This window comes from Dyadobacter sp. (assembly GCF_017744695.1).
GTDB lineage: Bacteria > Bacteroidota > Bacteroidia > Cytophagales > Spirosomataceae > Dyadobacter.
In genome coordinates this window covers 345,074-363,997 of the sequence record NZ_JAGIAS010000008.1, presented here as the reverse complement: position 1 = coordinate 363,997, position 18,924 = coordinate 345,074, and the positions used below count along the sequence as shown (strand labels likewise).

12 protein-coding genes and 1 tRNA gene are annotated in these 18,924 nt (G+C 50.8%); 2 read left to right on the top strand and 11 right to left on the bottom strand.

All coding sequences use genetic code 11. The annotated features are described in order from the left end of the window. Positions 1–113 precede the first annotated feature (113 nt). The 6 genes from J7619_RS26720 to J7619_RS26695 all read right to left on the bottom strand — a co-directional run bounded on the left by J7619_RS26720 (position 114) and on the right by J7619_RS26695 (position 10,165). Positions 114–2,396 carry a hypothetical protein gene (locus J7619_RS26720; protein WP_291206264.1) on the bottom strand — a complete coding sequence of 761 codons (2,283 nt, stop codon included), beginning with the start codon at positions 2,394–2,396 and terminating at the stop codon, positions 114–116. Between the two features lie 110 nt (positions 2,397–2,506). Further along, on the bottom strand, positions 2,507–4,312 hold the full coding sequence (locus J7619_RS26715) for a RagB/SusD family nutrient uptake outer membrane protein (RefSeq protein WP_291206261.1): 1,806 nt from the start codon (positions 4,310–4,312) through the stop codon (positions 2,507–2,509). 21 nt (positions 4,313–4,333) lie between these two features. Further along, on the bottom strand, positions 4,334–7,849 hold the full coding sequence (locus J7619_RS26710; RefSeq protein ID WP_291206257.1) for a TonB-dependent receptor: 3,516 nt from the start codon (positions 7,847–7,849) through the stop codon (positions 4,334–4,336). 74 nt (positions 7,850–7,923) lie between these two features. Then, on the bottom strand, positions 7,924–8,925 hold the full coding sequence (locus tag J7619_RS26705) for a FecR family protein (protein ID WP_291206254.1): 1,002 nt from the start codon (positions 8,923–8,925) through the stop codon (positions 7,924–7,926). A gap of 45 nt (positions 8,926–8,970) precedes the next feature. Further along, a complete protein-coding gene (locus J7619_RS26700) occupies positions 8,971–9,639 on the bottom strand; it encodes an RNA polymerase sigma-70 factor (RefSeq protein ID WP_291206252.1) in 669 nt (222 codons plus the stop codon). A 181-nt stretch (positions 9,640–9,820) separates the two neighbouring features. Further along, on the bottom strand, positions 9,821–10,165 hold the full coding sequence (locus J7619_RS26695; protein WP_291206249.1) for a carboxymuconolactone decarboxylase family protein: 345 nt from the start codon (positions 10,163–10,165) through the stop codon (positions 9,821–9,823). Positions 10,166–10,434: 269 nt separating this feature from the next. Here J7619_RS26695 and J7619_RS26690 point away from each other — a divergent pair, with 269 nt between their 5' ends. Together J7619_RS26690 and J7619_RS26685 are read left to right on the top strand one after the other, a co-directional pair. After that, entirely contained in the window at positions 10,435–11,457 is a 1,023-nt protein-coding gene (locus J7619_RS26690; protein WP_291206247.1) for a hypothetical protein, read from the top strand. A 363-nt stretch (positions 11,458–11,820) separates the two neighbouring features. Then, complete coding sequence (locus tag J7619_RS26685; RefSeq protein ID WP_291206244.1) at positions 11,821–14,253, top strand: ABC transporter permease; 2,433 nt, start codon at positions 11,821–11,823, stop codon at positions 14,251–14,253. Positions 14,254–14,422: 169 nt separating this feature from the next. On the opposite strand, the gene J7619_RS26680 is transcribed toward J7619_RS26685, so the two are convergent. The 5 genes from J7619_RS26680 to J7619_RS26660 all read right to left on the bottom strand — a co-directional run bounded on the left by J7619_RS26680 (position 14,423) and on the right by J7619_RS26660 (position 18,904). Beyond that, positions 14,423–14,509, bottom strand: a tRNA-Ser gene (locus J7619_RS26680). A gap of 53 nt (positions 14,510–14,562) precedes the next feature. Next, positions 14,563–15,636: an asparaginase gene (locus J7619_RS26675; protein WP_291206242.1), complete on the bottom strand. Its 1,074-nt coding sequence runs from the start codon at positions 15,634–15,636 to the stop codon at positions 14,563–14,565. 39 nt (positions 15,637–15,675) lie between these two features. Further along, positions 15,676–16,443 (bottom strand): TatD family hydrolase, encoded by a 768-nt coding sequence (locus J7619_RS26670; RefSeq protein WP_291206240.1) that lies wholly within the window; start codon positions 16,441–16,443, stop codon positions 15,676–15,678. Positions 16,444–16,591: 148 nt separating this feature from the next. Then, on the bottom strand, positions 16,592–17,215 hold the full coding sequence (locus tag J7619_RS26665) for a polysaccharide deacetylase family protein (protein WP_291206238.1): 624 nt from the start codon (positions 17,213–17,215) through the stop codon (positions 16,592–16,594). Between the two features lie 180 nt (positions 17,216–17,395). Continuing rightward, positions 17,396–18,904 (bottom strand): glutamate synthase subunit beta, encoded by a 1,509-nt coding sequence (locus J7619_RS26660; protein WP_291206235.1) that lies wholly within the window; start codon positions 18,902–18,904, stop codon positions 17,396–17,398. Positions 18,905–18,924: the final 20 nt, after the last annotated feature.

Here is an 18,924-nt window from a genome sequence, read left to right as displayed (position 1 = left end):
TTCATGCTATTTAGTCCATTAGGTTAATCGGTGATGCATAAGCCCGCAGGTCATTGACTTGCGGGCTTTTATAATGAAAAGGCCCGGAGACGAAAGCCCCCGGGCCTGATTTATTAAAGAGCCTGCCTTTTGAGTACGCAGAACGGCTTGCTGTTTCGGCCGTCAAGGTCGGTTTTGTAGAGCTTCCAGGTATCCTTGTCAAGTTCTTCGAGGTGGAACTGGTTAACAGGGTCGGCAAGCTGCTTTTTGAGCCACCTGGGGAACGCATTGGCGGCCCGGGCATTTTCCCAGGTCCTGATGGCTTTGAAAATCGCATATTTCTCCGTGCAGGCTTCTACATCTTTCTGGTTGATTTGAAGGCTGTAAGTAGAGCCAATACCTACGGAGATGGCCTGAATGTGCTCATATTGCGCCACTGTCGAGCCCGCCTTGATCGGGAAGTTGCCGCCCATTCCCGACGGGAAGAAATTGGCATAGGTAACGTCGCGGAGATCCTTGCCCTGGCTCGTGCTGCTGCCCCATTCCCGTGTATCCACATCGTATAGGTTTTTACCCCCACCCACATTCCACACACTCTGGTAATGCCAGGAACCTTCGGAAAGCGTCGATCCGGTGAATCGGATGTAAGGCACACCCAGCGATTGGGCTTTTTCAAACATGTGACGGAAAAAGCGTTTGACGGAGTAGTACCCGTGGCCGTTGTTGAACAAAAACTCCTGACCGTCGAAATCGTAGTAGGCCATGCCGTTGACTTTACAAACCGTCGCATAATACGCGGCGATCTGGTCCTGCAACTGCATATTGGGGATCAGCCCGTCGTAACCGTAATTGATCGTCACTTGCAGCTTGTAAATGGTGTCACCGGCCGCGTGATGGGTGGTTGTGGTGTTCCAGTAGCCTCGTTTCACGTTGAGCAACCGGTATGGGGCCTCTTTGGAAATGCCCAGGTAATGAATGAGCTCCTTGCCGATCTTGATCATGTTCAGGTTCTTGCAATGGCCTTCCCAGCTGGCTATTTCATCCAGGTACTGGGGATCGTTGACGAATATCAGGGTGTCGGAGGCCGTGATGCTTTGCGTGAGAATGCGCTTTTGCTGATAACAAAGGCTGTCGCTCGGGAAAGGGCTGGCGTCGTGGGTACCGGGTGCGAGCGCGGTGGTGATGGGTGTGCGGCCGATGATAATGCCGAGCCGGGCGGCGATTTCGGAAAGTTCCTTGTGGGATTTATCCCCTGCCGCCATTTTCAAAGGTTTTTTCTCAAAGTTCTTTCCATCGATGTATCCTCCATTGCCGCGGTCGGGGCGGATAAAACCCTGATCGTACAGGCTGATAGCCTTGAAACCCAATTGATGGGTATAAGGTACAATGCTATCGTACACACCGCCGCTGGTGAGTACGTCGGGCCTGTACGCGGAAGGGTCTTTGACCCATTTGCCATTAAAGGTAGGGTAGGGCAAGCCTTCGGATAATACGATATTCCGGACGACATCCAGCAGGGCAGTACTATCGGGACTGCCCCAGAATGCCACCGAAGAGCCCACATAATCGATACCTGGGAGTGGTTGTACATCCAGGTGGTTCGGGATATTGGCTTCCATGTTGGGGATCAGGGAAAAGAATACGGTTCTTTTGGGGGCCCTGTCCCTGGAGTTGTATGCAATGGATATTCTGCCCTGTGCGTCGATCTGCGCAGCATTACCATACAGAATCCGGTAATAGGGCTCCTTATGGGCATAAAACGCCACATCGCTGATCCCATCGCCGCCGATGGGGAATATCTGGCCTTCATGCAGTTGGGCGGGAAGCGGGAAACGCTTCTTGTCCGGGCTGTGGATGATGTATTGGAATGGCGCCGCGTCGGCCACGGTTTCGGACGTGCCACCGAGGGTGTTGTCATTAAGCGCCAGCATTCCGATGGCGTAGTTGACCGCTTCGCTCGTATCCCGCGCCACACCGATGATCTCGCCGAAAAGGTTGGTGATATTGGTATGATAAGCGCCCCACTGCACATTATCGATGCCGTTGCGGGGGTGGAGCGATTGCAGGGTCAGTTTGAAGTATTTCTGTTGCGGGACGAGCGCAACCGTAGCCACCGAGCCATTGGCATAATGCAGCGTAAATGCCTGTTTGGTTTTGTTAAAAACGGCTTTTGTCGGCTGGTAATGCTTGTTGTTTTTACTGTCGAAAAGTGATAATAGGGGCGACGGCTTGTCGGTGGGGCTGAACTCGCGCTGGTGCGTTTTACCCGTGACATTTTTCATACTCGTGATCCATCCCTTGTTGTTGATGTGGATCTTAAAATAACGGGTACTGAAATCATGCTGGGCATAGGCACAGGATGCCAGAAAAACGGCAATCAGGCTTGAAACAAATGTTTTGGAAAATTGGAATCGCATAGCTGGGTAATAATTAATAAACACGCTTCCTGAAAGGTGACCTTCATAAAAAAGCGATGATGCCTATTCATTAAGAGTAAGCATCATCGCCCCCGTGACCTACTTTGTTTTTATTCCAATGGGTTAAATGTACCACCCCATTCGACATTTTGCTTCAATGCGGAGCTGGCTTCGAGGTCTGTCTGACTGATGGGGTAAAACCAATGGTTCGTATCAAGATTGAACTTGTATTGCGGGTCGCCATCGAGGTTTTCGATGAATACCGCCGTGAATTTCTTGCGGACTGGGGCGTCGGAAATGTCGTCGGTCCAGTCAATTTTGGCGCCATCCTTCAATACAAAATAGATACCCTGACGAAACCCGGTTTTATTCACCACGTCGAATCGCTTCCATCGCCGCAGATCGTTCCACCGCTTGTTTTCAAATGCGAACTCCACGAACCGCTCCGCCATGTAGGCTTCGCGGATGCCTGCCTGCGTGGTAGCCGTAATGCCGTACTTGCCCGATGTGCCCGGCGTAATGCCTGCCCGCGCACGGATATCCTTCAACACCTGCAGAGCTTCCTCCTGCTTACCCACCTCATTGGCTGCTTCGCCGTAATGCATCAGCACTTCCGCGAAACGTATTTCCACCCAGTCGGTTGATGCATTGCCGATGACTGTACTGGTAAGTGTATTATCGAGCCCTTTGATACAAAAGAACCCTGAAACGCCAGCGCCGATCGTAACGGCTTTCTGGTCACTCGCGAGCGAAACATATTTGAAACCGCCGGGCGCGGAGGCATCTGCGGCTTTCCTCCAAGCGCTCCAGTAACGGGTGCCTGTGGGGAGATCGGGGGTGGGATAGGGCGTACCACCGGTGAAAATCGTTGCGTAGAACCGGTCGTCGCGATTGGTGACAAAATCTGTCAGGTACTGCTCATTGTAAGCCGGGTCGGTCGCCAGTTTTGCCGCATCGAACTGCATCGGTGAGCCGTCCTTTTTCGGATAGGCATTCAATAGCGGCAGCAACGGCTGGTTCTTATTCGCGTCGCCCTGGGTGAGTGGTTGGGGGCGGATGCCCGCCTGGTTGAAGGGATGATCGGGGTAGGAGAACTGACTGACCATAATCACCTCTTTATTGCGCTCCTGTTTCCAGATTTGCCCGTATGCGCCGAGCAGGCCTTTTCCCTGCGTTTTCAGGAAATCAACGGCAGCTTTGTTGGCCTCATAGGCCTTTTGCCAACGCGACTGGTCGTTCGATGGGTTGAACAACGGGCTCGCGTACCAAAGCAACACTTTCCCTTTGAAAGCCATGGCTGTTCCTTTGTCGATCCGTCCATAGTTGGCATTATCCCATTGGTCGGGCAATGCGGCGATGGCGGCGTCGAGGTCGGCGAGAATCTGCGTCATGCATTCGGATGTTTTGCTCCTTGGTACGAAGAGGCTCTCCTTGTTGGCAGGATCCTGAGGTTTCAGTATCAGCGGCACCCCTCCGAAGATCGTCACCTTGCCAAAGTAATCCCATGCCCGCCAGAAAAGCGCCTGACCGGTCATTTGCTGCTGCTTCTCTTCGGAAAGTATCGCGGGCGACACATCCGCGATTCGTGCGAGGAAAAAGTTGATCTTGTCGATATTGGTATAAACCAGGTTCTGTCCGTCCGAAGCTACGCTGATGATTCCCCGCAGGTAAGTGCCCATGGACCCGGGGGAGTTCATGCCCTCATCGCTGCTATTGCCGTTGACAGGCCAGGATGGGATCATATTGCCGTGAATGTCCGTGAGAAACGCGGTAATCAGCTTTTCGTCATTCCAGACGTTATCCGGGTTGATCGCATTCGTATTCTCGTAGTCGAGGTTGGGTTCGCAGGCTTGCGGTACCATCATAACGGCCGCAAACAGCAATGAGAACGGAAGGTTTTTAAAATATTTTCGCATGATTAAATCCTTTAACATTGATCAGAATGTGACATTGATACCGAAGTTGAAATTCCGCATGACAGGATATGCCGTGCCGTCGCCGATTTCGGGATCGTAGTACGAGAAGCCGGTCAGGTTAAACAGGTTGGTACCTGAAAAATAGAGCTTCACGTTTTCCAGTGCCTTGTTGTACAGGTGCTTAGGGATGGTGTAGCCTACTGTGAGGTATTTCAGCCGGACAAAACCCGCATTACGGTACCAGAAGTTGGACTCCGCGCCGTAGGTGTTGGATTGATTGGCCGAGACCCGCTTAGGCAAAGTCGCATTGGGGTTTTCGGGCGTCCAGCTGTCATCGTACCACGCAGAGTACATCCGGTTCCATTCCACGCCGGCTGCCAGGTCGCGGAATGACTTCTGTTGTTTCAGACTCCCGTTGAACATCAGGTCTACGCTGAACCCTTTCCACGTACCACCGAGGTTTAGCCCGTACACGATCGGGAAATTGCTCGCTTTGATCACCACACGGTCGTAGGTGTCGATGATGCCGTCAGGAGTACCTTGTGGGCCGCTCAGGTCCTTGTAGGTCATCATGCCGAGCTCAGGGGCAATGCCATTGTACGAATACTTGGGATGTTCTGCGTTGAACTTGTCAAGGTCTGCCTGCGTGCGGATAATACGGTCGAACTGAAAACCTCTGATGACGGTCATGGACCTGCCTGTCGGTACGTCGATAGATAGCGCGTTTTGCGCGTAATCTTGCGTGACAACTTTGTTCCAACCATACGAAGCATTGACAGCGCCGTAGTAGCTGAATGCCTTGTCCTTTTTGTTTTCATAACCTACACTCAGGTCGAATCCCTGTGCTTTGATCACCCCATAGTTTTCTGCCGGCAAGTTGAGACTGAATGTCGGTGGAATGGATAGGGTTCTCGGGCCGAGAATATCGTAGGACTTTCGCTTCCAGTATTCTATTGTTGCCGTCCAGTTTTTCAGGAAGGAGATGTCGGCGGCCGCATTATAGGTCAATGCTTTCTCCCAGGTCAGGTTCGGGTTCACCACCGAGCCATAGGTTATCCCTGTTGCGGTTTTAGGTTCTGTACCAAAATAAGCGGAAGTTCCCTGCTTGTAGGATTCCTGCCAGAGCCAGCTGGTCAGTACCGGGCTGCCATTCAACCAGCCGATTGCGTCGTTTCCGGTAAGACCGGCCGATACGCGGAGTTTCAGCTGATCGATGCCGGAGGATGCCGGAAAGAAGGGCTCTTTGGACACCACCCACCCCAGTGCGCCAGCGGGGAAAAAGCCCCACCTTTTATCGGGCGCGAAGTTCATCGAACCATCTTTCCGGAATGAGAAGGTAGCCAGGTACTTCTCGTCGTAATCGTAGTTGAACTGGCCAATGTATGAAGCCCGGCCATTTACGTAGTCGCTGCTTCCGCCTGCATAATCGTCGGCGCGTGCGTTGCTGGCTGCCCACCACTGGTCGGTCGTGTAAACGGGGAACGTTTCACGGCCCGCATAAATACCGCTTCCGCTGGTCTCCGCTTTTTCATACACCAGAATGCCTTGCACGTGATGGATATTGTTGAACGTATTTTCATAGTTCAGTTGGAGGTCAAGCTGGTAATCCTGCCCCCACGACGCGTCGGTTCGCAGGTAATCCTTGGAGATGTTGGTTGATGCCTTGGTACCGATAATGCTGGCATCGTCGGTATGGATAATGTGCTTGTTAGCACCGTCCCGCTTCATGATATTCATCTGATAGCTCTTCTGGAAAACCTTACGGCGGTAGCTGCTGAAATTCTTGCTGAATATGGCTTTCGCGCTAAGGCCCTTGATGACCGGAATATTATAAGTGGCATTCAGGACGACCTGCGGTCTCAGGAAATTGCTCTTATCGTACCCGCCATGTCCGTTTACGGTTCCGCCCACGTTGGCGATCCAGCCGTAGTCGAGCAGTTTGCCGCTGTCGGTGTACACAGGCTGGTCAGGCTGCCACACGAGCAATTTTCTGTAAAGTGATTGCGGGCCTTCCCAGGTGACATTCCCCTGAAGATTATTGCTCAGGCCCAGACCGACAAAGAATTGCAGATCCTTGGTCGCGTCGACGGTCGTGTTCAGACGGATATTGTATTTGTCGTACGTCAGCGGTTTTAAAAAGCCATTCTGTTTGACATAGGAAGCGCCGGCGAAATATTTTACTTTCTCGGTGCCGCCGGAGACGTTCAGGTTATGCTGCGATGTGGAGGGGTTGCGCCAAACCGATTCCAGCTGATCGTAGCCCCATCCGTTGTTGATGGTTTTGTAATGGTCGATCTCCTCCTGCGACCACGCCCAGCCTGCGGGGTCGGAGTTGCCGTTGATGCGGTTGTATAGCTCACCTGCCTGCACTGCGCTGGTAAGGGGCACATTTTTGGTGCGGGTATCGAACCCGGTATTGAAGGAATAATTGAAAGATGGGATTCCCGTTTTTCCTCTTTTCGTGGTGACCAGGATTACCCCACCGGCAGAGCGCGACCCATAGACGGCGGCCGAGGCGGCATCCTTCAAAACGGAGATGGTTTCTATTTCGTTAGGACTCAAATTGTTGAAGTCCTCCCAGGTTCTGATAATGCCGTCGATGACGTAAGTCACCGGCTGCGCATTGAGCGAGGAGCCCGTTCGAATGCTGATTTGCGGGTTCGTACCGGGTATACCGTTGGGCGTACCGATGTAGACGCCGGCCAGCTTGCCGGAGAGCAAATTGCCGGTAGAAGTCGTAGGGATATTCTGCATTTCCTCCGTGACATTCATCGAAGCTACGGAGCCGGTCATCAGCGACTTTTTCTGTGAACTATAACCGACGACCACGAGCTCTTCAAGGGCTTTGGTGTCGGAGGCCAGCGTTACGTCGATGCGTGTTTTATTTCCGACAACGATTTCCTGCGACAAAAATCCAACAAACGAAAAAACCAGAACCGCATCTTTGTCAGCCGCCTCCACTTTGAATTCGCCGTTTTCGTCGGTGATCGTCCCGCGCTGCGTACCCTTCACTACCACGCTTACGCCGGGTAATCCTGCGCCTTTGTCGTCGGACACTTTGCCTTTAAGCACGATTTCGGCTGTTGCGCCGGTAGTTTGTCCACCCGTAGAGGCGATGAAAGACAATGCGCGGAGCGGGCTGTCGGCTGGCTGTTCGGCCGCATTGGATACCGGGGCCTGTGGGGGTTTCTTATCGCCCTTCAACGGTTTGATCACGATATACCCGCCGGTTTTGGACTTCCGGTATTTCAAGCCGAGCGGTTTCAGAATCCGGGCGAGGGATTTTTCCGCATTGGCCTGAAAATCGAGTGCGCTTAACGGCACCTCGTAGCCTTGCACGACGCTGTCGAAATAGAGGATGTCGACTTTGTAATGGGTTTTGAAATCCTGCAATACTGATTTCAGACTTCTGGTAGATTGCTGGGCAACGAACGGATGTTGCCGCTGTCCGATGGCCGCCAGCAACTGTGCGTGGCCGGGCGAACCGGCGCCCGCTGCTGCCAACACGAATAGAAGGGATCGTAACGGTCTTTTCATAGAAAATGGGTTTTAAGCAGGGTAAGAAAAGATTAAGGGGTTGGTATGGTAGTCAGAGGTTTAGATGAATGGCATTAATAATCGAGTGTGATGACTTTTCCATCCTCCGAACGGGAATAGGACAGTCCGGAGTCGTCGGCCAGTATTTCAAAGAGTTCTTCGGCATTCAGAGCCGTGAAGGAGCCGGAAACCGTTTGTGCGGCGAGGGTGGAGTCGGGTATTTGGATTTTCAAACCAAAATTGTCTTCAAACAGGTCGCATATCTCGCGCAGGCTTTCATTCTCAAAAACAAACCGATGGGCCTTCCAGGCCGAATAGTTGGCCGGATTGGTTGTTTTCCTGAGGGATGCATGTCCGGGGGCATCGAAAGTGACAAGGTCTCCGGGCCTCATCACGATCTGATCGGTCTCCGAGCCTTTCAGGTAATGCAGTTTGACTTTACCCTTGTTGAGCACAACACGTGAACGCCGCGGTCGTGCATATACGTTAAACTCCGTGCCCAGCACCTCCACATCAAAATTCTTTTCCGTGTGCACGATGAATTTCTGATGACTGGCCGTGTGTGTGATAGCAAAATCCGCCTCACCGGTCATGTATACATCCCGGGTGGTTTTTCCAAAGCCAAATCGCGGAACCCGGAGTGTGGAGTTGGCGTTGAGCACGACCTTGCTGCCATCTGGCAGTACCAGCCTTTCAATCTGACCAAAACCGGTCGTGTGAATCTCATAGCGCATGCGATCGCGCACGAGCCATCCACCTGCGAGTACCACCAATGCAACCGCCGCTGCGATGAGCCGGGACTTTTGTGCCCGTAACCTCAGTACCGGTCGTGCCACGGCAGGTGGTTCATCGCTTTCCACCGCCAGCTCGTCCATGCGCGCGAAATGGCGCGTAAGTGCTTGCTCGACGTCCGCATTGTACTGAATGTTCTGATTTTCCCATTCCACCAGCCAGATGAACAATTGTTCCCTGGCCCGGGGATCGGTACTCCAGCGATCGATCAGGTCCTTTTCGAGTGCGGTTGCATTTCCTGAAAAGTAGTTGAAAATCAGTTCTTTGTTTATTGGATCTTTCATGGTTAATTTTACGGATAATGTGTTCCCGCGCGGTAAAGGCTGGGACTAGTTGAATAGGAAGAACAGCGCGAACAGCCATTTGGCCTTGATAATCCTCCTGAGCTCCTGCATCGCCGTGTACATCTGCGACTCCACCGTCCGGTAGGATACGCCCAGTTCTGTGGCAATCTCACTGTATTTTTTGCCCTCATAGCGGTGCATGAGGTACACCCGGCGCTGCTTTTGCGGAAGCGCGTTGATGGCATTCTGTACATCGTTGTACAGGTCTTCATATTGCGTAATATGGTCGGGCTGCTGTTCCGGCTGAAGCGTCACATATTCGGCATGTTCCAGCGAGGTATTCCGCTTCATTTCCAACCTGGCATAATCGAATGCACTGTATCGCACGGCCGAAAACAGGTAGTTACGGAAAGATGTCTCTACGTTCGCAAAAACCTTGTCCTTATGGAATTTGTAGAAAACTTCGGATACGATATCCTCCGCTATTTCCTTCGATGATACATAGCGTACCACGTGGCTGCACAAAGGCCGGTAGTACCAGCGGAAAAGGAGCTCGATCCCGGTATTGGTGTCCGATTCAAATGCCTTTTTCAGCAACATCTCCGATTCGGCAGGAAATGCCGGCCGGGGCGAAAGCCGGTCCGGACCGTGGCCGGGAGGAGCGGGCTGGCCGGGACCATCCTCGTGATGATCAGACAATTCCAAACTATCCATGATTAGCGGGTTAAAAAATGCCGACAAAAGCCGGTTCAAGCGGCTTTTTATATAATGTCGTTCTCACCGCCGGAAACACTTAGAAGAAAAGTAGATTTTTTATTAAATAATCTGTAAATGTATGAATGTTTGGACAAACTTGCACTTTTGAAAGCTATCAGAGGGCATATTGGGAGCTATGCTAAGATTGCTTCTGACTAATTTCTTCAAATAGTCGCATAGCAAACAACCCATTCCCGACTGCGCCGCCGGCACGTAAAGCCGCAGCGATGAAAACTGTTTCTGCAATTTCTTCGCGGCTTGCACCCGCTTTAACGGCGTTTTCGATATGCGACTCAATGCAGAAAGAACACTGGGTCGTCAGCGCAACGGCGATAGACATCAATTCGCGGTATTTGACGGGGATTACTCCGTCCGCACGTTCCGCGGTGTGCTTCAAATTCAGAAAAGCCACTGCCTCCTTTTTAGCAGCATCGATCAGCGTTTGGGTATAGGCTCTGTCACCTGGGTTTTGGTATTGCTCCATAAGGTTAAGGTCTTGATGGTTTAATGTTTAAGTGTTGTTTGGTTACAAAGACATTAGTTTATAAATTTAGCGGATAGCACCTAATTACTTTGTATCATCGGACGAGCTTCCATGACAGTTCGGTAGTATTTCTTTAATTTAAGGGCATGAAATCCGGAAGGAGAAAGGGCCGCGATCACTATTTCAATCTATTGTTCATAAAAGTATAAATCAGAGGGACCATTCAGGTCCCCGGAGAACTGTGACCATCATAGATCAAAGTTTTAACGATGAGCAAAAGGGTAGATGTTAGCATCGCATTTTATGGTAAACCTTACCAGGCAATTGTTACCATAAAGACACTGATGAAATACAGTGGTGCGCACATTGACAAAATCTATTTTTCAAGGGAAAGAAAGCAGCCTCACAACGATTATGTGGGCATTTTCAAAGTTATCGACTACTTCCGGAATGACCCCGATGTACGGCTGGTCGTTCAATACCCTTACCACCATCTGGGGTTAGGCGTGATGGATATTGAGCGGGCAAAAACCGATACACGCTGGCGGCAGAGCATTATGTACCAGTATGCCTTGGAAACCACGGATAAGCGGTATTTGTGCATCATGCACAATGATATGCTCTATTCCAAAGATATGATCGGGGACATGCTCAAAGAATTTGATGCCGGCGAACCCAATTTAGCCGGTGTCGGGTCGATCGGCCAATGCTGGTCTTGCCCTGCCGGTCCTGCCTGGGGGAATAAATGCAACTCGTATATATATCGGGAGTATGTTCCGTCGATGGAGGAAGCCCTGGAAATAACGGCCGCCTATGCCACTCCCAGGCAAAAACTCCAGATGGAGGTTATCAAACACGGCAGGGTTCACATGCTACCGGAATGTCGGTTAAATGAGTATTGTGCCCTTATCGATGTCGACAAATACCGGCTCGAAACCGTACCCAACGGGAACATCGGCTGTTATGGGGGAAACTGGGGCGGCGTAGATACGGCCACGGTCTGGTCGCACGACATGTATAAAAAAGGATATGTTTTCAAACATTTGTGTTTGGAGGACTATGCGTTACACGCTCCATTCGATAGAACCGGAAGCGGCACGCAGGCGAATACCAGTCGGGATATTTACGAGAATGCCGAACGAAATGCCAAAGCCTATATCGAACAAAATTTTGGGGAGATCAGGCAGACGCCATACGTCGGTATCGCGAACTGGTTTGATGCCGTGAAAAGGAACGCATGGTTAGCGATTATACATACCTACGGTTTCTTTAAGCGTGTATTGGGTAAATAGGTGATTGGAGGGAGGTTTGGTAATACGCAGCCGGCCTGCAATGGGCATACATGGCGATGAATCCGCGAATACCAACGGATACAGACTTAAAGGTGATCTTCAAGTCATTGGAAATAGGTCAGGTCTGTTTCCCGTTGGCAGCTTTGTTAAATCAAAACATCGGACTTTAACCGTCTGAATACCTGGGAGGACGTCAAGTTCTTTTAGGGCCCAATCCTGCATTGTCCTGATTGCGGGGAATCAACAGCCGTGCGAGGATTATTATTTCCGGCACGCCACCATTGCAAGCAACCTGGAATGTCTTTCTGACATCTTCCGGATATTGGCAACTATATTCTCTGGTGTGTTAACCTCGCATTCCATATGATTCGTAATTATCTGAAAATCGCGTTACGGAACCTGAAACGGGAGAAGGTTTCGACGGTTATCAATGTGATTGGGTTGGCTATTGGGCTAGCTACATGCCTGTTGATCATGGCGTACGTGCAGCAGGAATTTTCCTATGATCGCTGCCACGAATATGCGGAACGTATTTTCCGGGTGGGAGTTAATCTGCGTTTGAATGGCAAGGATGTGAATGGACCGACGTTGGGGCCTACCGCCGCCAGGGATCTGCAACAGGAGTTTCCAGAGGTGCTGCAAACCACGCGTGTGCGGAATCAGGGAGGAAAGTTTGTTAGCAATGGGACCACAGCATTCAAGGAAGAAAGGTTGCTGTATGCCGACTCGACTTTTTTTGATGTTTTTACCCTTCATTTCATCAAAGGAAATCCAAAGAAAGCGCTGACTGAACCCAATACAGTGATAATTACCGCAGAAATTGCGCGGAAATACTTTGGAGATCAGGAGCCAATCGGAAAAGTGTTGCTGTTTGGGAGTGAAAAGGCGCCCTATCGGGTTACGGCGGTGGTCGGAAGCGTGCCAACGAATTCCCATTTTGAGTTCGATATGCTCGCTTCGCTGGCCGGTTTCAAAGAAGCACAAACTGTTGGCTGGCTTGACAATATGAATTTCTATACCTATGTGCTGCTGCCCGAAAAATATGACTATAAGAAATTGATTGTGAAAAGCCCGCAACTCGCTGAGAAGCAAATAGAAGGTGAGTTGCGTAAGTTTCTAAGTGTCAGCCTCGAACAGTTCTGTGCAAGAGGCGATAAATTCGAGATTTTTCTTCAACCCATTACCGATATTCACCTTCGATCCCCGTTTGCCGGAGCCGAGCTGAAACCAGGAGGCGACATTCAAAATGTGTATGTGCTGATAGCGATAGCCATTTTTATGCTCATGATTGCCTGTGTGAACTTTATGAATCTCTCAACGGCCAGGGCTGTCAGACGCTCGCGCGAGATAGGCGTACGCAAGGTACTGGGCTCGCAGAAAACACAGTTGCGTCAGCAGTTCCTGACAGAATCGGTTCTGCTGGCATTGATGGCGCTGTTTATCGGAATGCTTATTGCGATTGCCGCACAACCCTATTTCAGCCAGCTGACGGGTAGCGCATTTGCATTGCGTGATTCGGCCAGTCCGCTGCTGATGGCTGCATCATTAGTGGTTGCGCTAATGGTGGGGCTGTTAGCTGGCAGTTATCCGGCGTTTTACCTCTCGTCATTTAAGCCTGTGTCGGCATTGAAAGGACGTGTTGATAGCGGTGGGGGCGGGGGGCTCAATTTTAGAAGCGTTTTGGTAATTTTTCAATTTTTTATCACCATCACGCTCATCATTGCCACCCTCACGGCTGACGAGCAACTGCGCTTTATGCAATCCAAAAAAGTCGGTTTTGATCGTGAGAGGGTACTGGTGATTCATGAAACGTATATGCTTCGCAAGAATGAAGCAATATTTCGGGATCAGATTGCCCAGATTCCCCAGGTCGTTGCCACAACTCTTTCGGGGGACGTGCCTGTGGGGAGTGTTAGTTCCGATAATGCGGCCGTCATGCCGAAAGAAAATCCCGAAATAGGAGTGGCCAGTCGCTTGTATCATATTGACTATGAATACATTCCTACGCTTGGAATGCACATTGTGCAGGGACGCAACTTTTCAAAGGAATTGGCCAGCGATTCGTCCGCCGTCCTCTTGAATGAAACCGCTGTGCGTGCGCTGGGATGGACGCAGGGACCAATCGGTAAAGAGCTAATAGGGCACACCGACGATGACGGAACTAAAAGAATCTACCGCGTTATCGGCGTGGTGAGCGACTTTCATTTCGAATCCTTGCGGCATAAGATCGGGCCGCTCGTGCTGTTTTTGGGGAATAATTCCGGTAATATTCTTCTCAAAACCCGTACGGATCACCTTCCTCAGTTATTGGCTTCTTTGAAACAACAGTGGGAGTCATTTTCACTTGCCGCCCCATTCTCGTATTCATTTCTGGACGACCGCTTTGAGCAGGTTTATGCAGCCGATCAAAAAATGAGACAAGTATTAACCCTTTTTTCCAGCCTGACTATTTTCGTCGCTTGCCTGGGATTATTCGGATTAGCCACTTACACCGCTGCGCAGCGCACGAAAGAAATAGGTGTCCGGAAAGTCCTGGGCGCTTCCACGGGCAGCGTGGTTGCTTTACTTTCGAAAGATTTTGTCAAACTGGTGCTGATAGGTTTCGTACTTGCGTCGCCGGTTGCGTGGTGGGGGATGAACCAATGGCTGAACGATTTCGCTTACAGGGTTACCATCGGCTGGTGGGTTTATGCGCTGGCGGGATTGCTGGCCATTGGCATTGCATTACTCACAGTGAGCTTCCAGAGTCTCAAAGCCGCATTGACCAATCCGGTGAAAAGCTTGCGTAGTGAGTAAGGGGTTTGAGTACATCATGACAAATGAATTTCAAGGTAAACAGGGAAATAACAAATAGAAGCCATGGACAGGATTGTAGAATCCCTTCGCAAGCAAGTATATTGACTGGGTTATAAAAAAGAAAAATCCTGTAAATGGTTTATTTACAGGATTTTGTTACTCTTATCAGCAGAGAGGAAGAGATTCGAACTCTCGATGCAGTTACCCACATACCACCTTTCCAGGGTGGCCCCTTCAACCACTCGGGCACCTCTCTATCGGGCTGCAAATATAGTGAACAGATTGTTGTTTCCAAATGCAGCAGCAAAATCAAATGCTCATTTCTCCGCGTAATGGCTTACCGAGCATGTCGATGCACGCCCCGCCTCGGCTTTCACAGGCGAAAACGTACATCATTTTGGTGATGGCGGCTTCGGCAGTGATGTCGGAGCCGCTGATGACGCCGATCTGTTGCAGGAACTTGCTGGTCTGGTACTGCCCTTGCGATACGCGGCCGCCGTCGCACTGGGAGACGTTAAATATGACGATGTCGCGCTCGATGGCATTGCTGATGGCGTTCAGAAACCAGGGCTCAGTAGTAGCGTTGCCGGCACCGTAAGTTTCGAGCACGATGCCGCGCAGGCCGGCGATGTTCAGAATCGATTCCACTACTTGCTGACTAATGCCTGGGAACATTTTCAGGAACGCCACATTGTTGTCGAAACTTTTGTGGACTTTCAGTGTCAGGCCTGGTTTATAGGGTTTGATATACGGAAGGTTGTATTCAATGCGCACACCTGCATTCGCGAGCGCGGGATAGTTTTCAGAATGGAATGCATTGAAATCCGAGCTTTCCTGCTTTTTGGAACGGTTGCCGCGGAGCAGGTTGGAATTGAAATAAATGCAAACCTCGGTGATAATGGGACGGCCTTCCTCGTTTTTGGCGGCGGCCAGTTCCAACGCTGTTATTACGTTCTCACGCGCGTCCGAGCGCGCTACGCCTATGGGCAGCTGCGCACCCGTGAGAATGACGGGCTTGTTGAGGTTTTCGAGCAGGTAACTCAATGCGGAGGCGGTGTAAGCCATTGTGTCCGTGCCGTGCAGGATCACGAAGCTGTCGAACCGCTCGTAATGCTCCTCGATAATGCAGGCCAGCTCGATCCAGATCGACGGGTGCATATTCGAGGAATCAATAGGCTCGGGTAATGAGAGAAAGGTAATGTCGAAATCCAGCCGGCTGATCTCGGGGACTTTTTCGATGATCTGTTGGAAGTCAAATGGGACGAGCTGCTTGCCTTTGGTTTCGTACACCATGCCCAGTGTGCCTCCGGTGTAGATCACGAGCACGGAACCACTAGTTGGTTCGGGGGAAATGGGGTTGATATGTATTTTGGTATAACTCATTTTGATAGTCTGTTGACGACGCGCATTTGATATAACTTATTAAGGCACCTTAGCAAGCATGCTTTTCGCATTTGCGGTAGTGGCGACGATCACGTCGGCTTTGGTCATTTCTTTGAGATCGGCCACGCGCTGGGCTACGAGATCGATATAAGCGACTTCGTTGCGTTTACCGCGAAAGGGGACAGGTGCGAGGTAAGGCGCGTCGGTTTCCAGTACCAAATGCTCGATGCCGACGTGCGGGATCACTTTGTCCAATCCCCCGTTCTTAAATGTAGCCACGCCGCCGATGCCGAGTTTGAAACCGAGTTCAATGGCTTTCTGCGCTTCTTCCAATGTGCCGGTAAAGCAATGGAAAATGCCGGTCAATGCGGGGTCGGCGAAATCTTCAATCAATTTTACAGTTTCCCGGAATGCGCTCCGGCTGTGAATGTCGATCCAGAGGTTATGCTTGCGCGCGAGGCCGCATTGGTAGAGGAATGCCTTTTCCTGCTGCTCTTTGAATGTGACATCCCAGAAAAGGTCCATTCCGATCTCACCGACGGCGATGAACTGGTATTTACCGAGCCATTCTTCCATGATCTGCAATTCCTTTTCAAAATCTTCCTTCACGTAAGTAGGGTGCAGGCCGATCATCGGGAGGCATTTGCCGGGGTATTTTTCGGCGAGTGCGAGCATGCCTTCGATGGTCTCGTGGTCGCAGTTGGGCATCCATATCTGCTCGATACCGGCATTCCAGGCGCGATCGAGCATTTCGGTACGGTCTTCGGTGTAGTCGTCGCTGTATATGTGGGCGTGGGTGTCGATCATTGTTATGGGGCTTTAAGCTGTAAGCCTTAGGCTGTATGCTTTTTTGTGGTTGGTTTTTAAGGAAAGGGTTTGTTGGACTTCGGCAGTCGGCAGTCGGCAGTCGGCTTTCGGCTTTTTTACCTACGGCTTATAGCTTATAGCTTACAGCCTACCGCATTTCCAACGCTTCAAACCTGTAACCGCGTTCCGTAAAAGTTTCGAGGTATCTCGGTAATGCATAAAGCATGTTCTTTGACGCCTTAATGCTGTCGTGGAAAAGCACGATCGAGCCAGGTCGGGTGTGTTGAATGGATTTTTTTAAACAGATATCCGGACTGATTTCGGCGGAAAAGTCGCCGCTGAGTACATCCCACATGATGATCTGTTTGTCGCGCAAAACGACTTTCGACTGGCTCTTCTTAATGCGTCCGTAAGGCGGGCGGAAGAGCTTTGTTTCGAGGTTCAGTTGCTCGGTGCATTGCTGAATGTTTTCAAGGTAAATGGCGTCTTCGGTTTTCCAGCCGTTCATATGGTTGAACGTGTGGTTGCCAATCGAGTGGCCGCCGTTTTTGACCAATTCGTAAACATCCGGGTGTTTCTGCACATTGGCGCCAATGCTGAAAAAAGTGGCTTTGGCGTCGAATTTGGCTAATAATTCAAGCACTTGCTCGGTAATATCGGGAATAGGGCCATCATCGAATGTGAGGAAGATGGTCTTTTCCCTGACAGGAATGTGCCAGGTAAAACCGGGGAAAAAGGCTTTCAGCCAGAATGGGGAGTGATGCAAGAACATGCCGTAAACGGACGATATGATTCATATATAATCATTCAAATAAAATAAAAAAAGCTGCTTTATCAGACAGCCTTGCGATTTTATAGAGGATTATATATGAATCATTCAACAAGAAAGCTGCCCTTTCCGGCAGCTTTCTTGCAATAACAATATATAGAGGCTGGCTTAAACCTGTATCGTTTATGCGTGAGCAAATACAGGATTCAGCATGGACACAGCCTTGGCTTCGAGGAATGACTCGCCCATCAGGTACTCGTCCACCGAACGTGCCGCTTCACGACCTTCGCTGATCGCCCATACCACGAGTGATTGTCCGCGGCGGCAGTCGCCTGCTGCGAATACTTTCTCGTTGGAAGTCGATTGGTACCCGTTGGTTTTGATATTACCACGCTCGTCGAATTCCAGGTCGAGGTCACTCAGCAGGCCTTCTTGCTGCGGGTGCAGGAAGCCGGCCGCCAGGAACGCCAGGTCGCAAGGAATGGTACGCTCGCTGCCTTCCACCTCTCTCATTTGCATACGGCCCGATTCAGGGTCTTTCTGCCAGTCGAGGTCTACGATTTTCAATGCAACCAGATTGCCGTTTTCATCACCAACAAATTCTTTGGTGTTGATAGACCAATGTCTGTCGCAGCCTTCCTCGTGCGAAGTCGATGTGCGGAGCATCATCGGCCAGTTCGGCCATGGGGTGCTTGCATCGCGTTCTTTTGGCGGAATTGGCATGAGCTCGATCTGCGTTACGGATTTCGCGCCGTGACGGCCAGAAGTACCCACGCAGTCGGAACCCGTATCACCACCACCAATTACGACAACGTGCTTGTCGGTAGCGAGGATTTCACCGTTTGAATAAGCCACGCCGCGGTGATCTACCACGCGGTCGATACCGGCTACGCGTTTGTTTTGCTGGCTCAGGAATTCCATTGCGAAGTGTACGCCTTTGAAATGACGGCCCTGGATTTTTACATCACGAGGAACAGTCGAACCAACGGTCAGCAACACCGCGTCGAATTCGTTTTGCAGTTCTTCTGCTTTGATATCCACACCTACGTTCACGCCGGTACGGAATTCAACGCCCTCGGCTGCCATTACCTCGATACGACGGTCGATAATGCTTTTTTCGAGTTTGAAATCGGGGATACCGTAGCGTACCAGACCACCGATTTGATCCGCTCTTTCGAGCAATACCACCGAGTGACCGGCCTGGTTGAGCTGGTAAGCAGCCGCCATACCCGCAGGGCCTGAACCTACCACAGCCACTTTTTTGCCGGTACGGGTTTTAGGAATGCGCGGTTTCACCAAACCTAACTCGAATGCCTTTTCGATGATCGATTTCTCGATGTACTCGATCGCTACCGGCGGCTTGTTGATACCCAGTACGCAGGATGCTTCGCAAGGAGCGGGGCAAATGCGGCCTGTGAATTCAGGGAAGTTGTTGGTAGACGCTAATATTTCGTAGGCCAGTCCCCAGTTTTCATCATACACCGCGTCGTTGAACTCGGGTATGATGTTGCCCAGCGGACAACCATTATGGCAAAAAGGAATTCCGCAGTCCATACAACGGGCTGCCTGCTGTTTGGAATTAGAGTCGGTCGGTGCGGTTTCAATCTCACGGTAGTCCTTCAAACGCTCTTCTACGCTTCTTTTTTTCGGCAACTCCCTTTCAAACTCTAAAAATCCGGTTGGTTTTCCCATTCTTATTACTGATTTAAAAA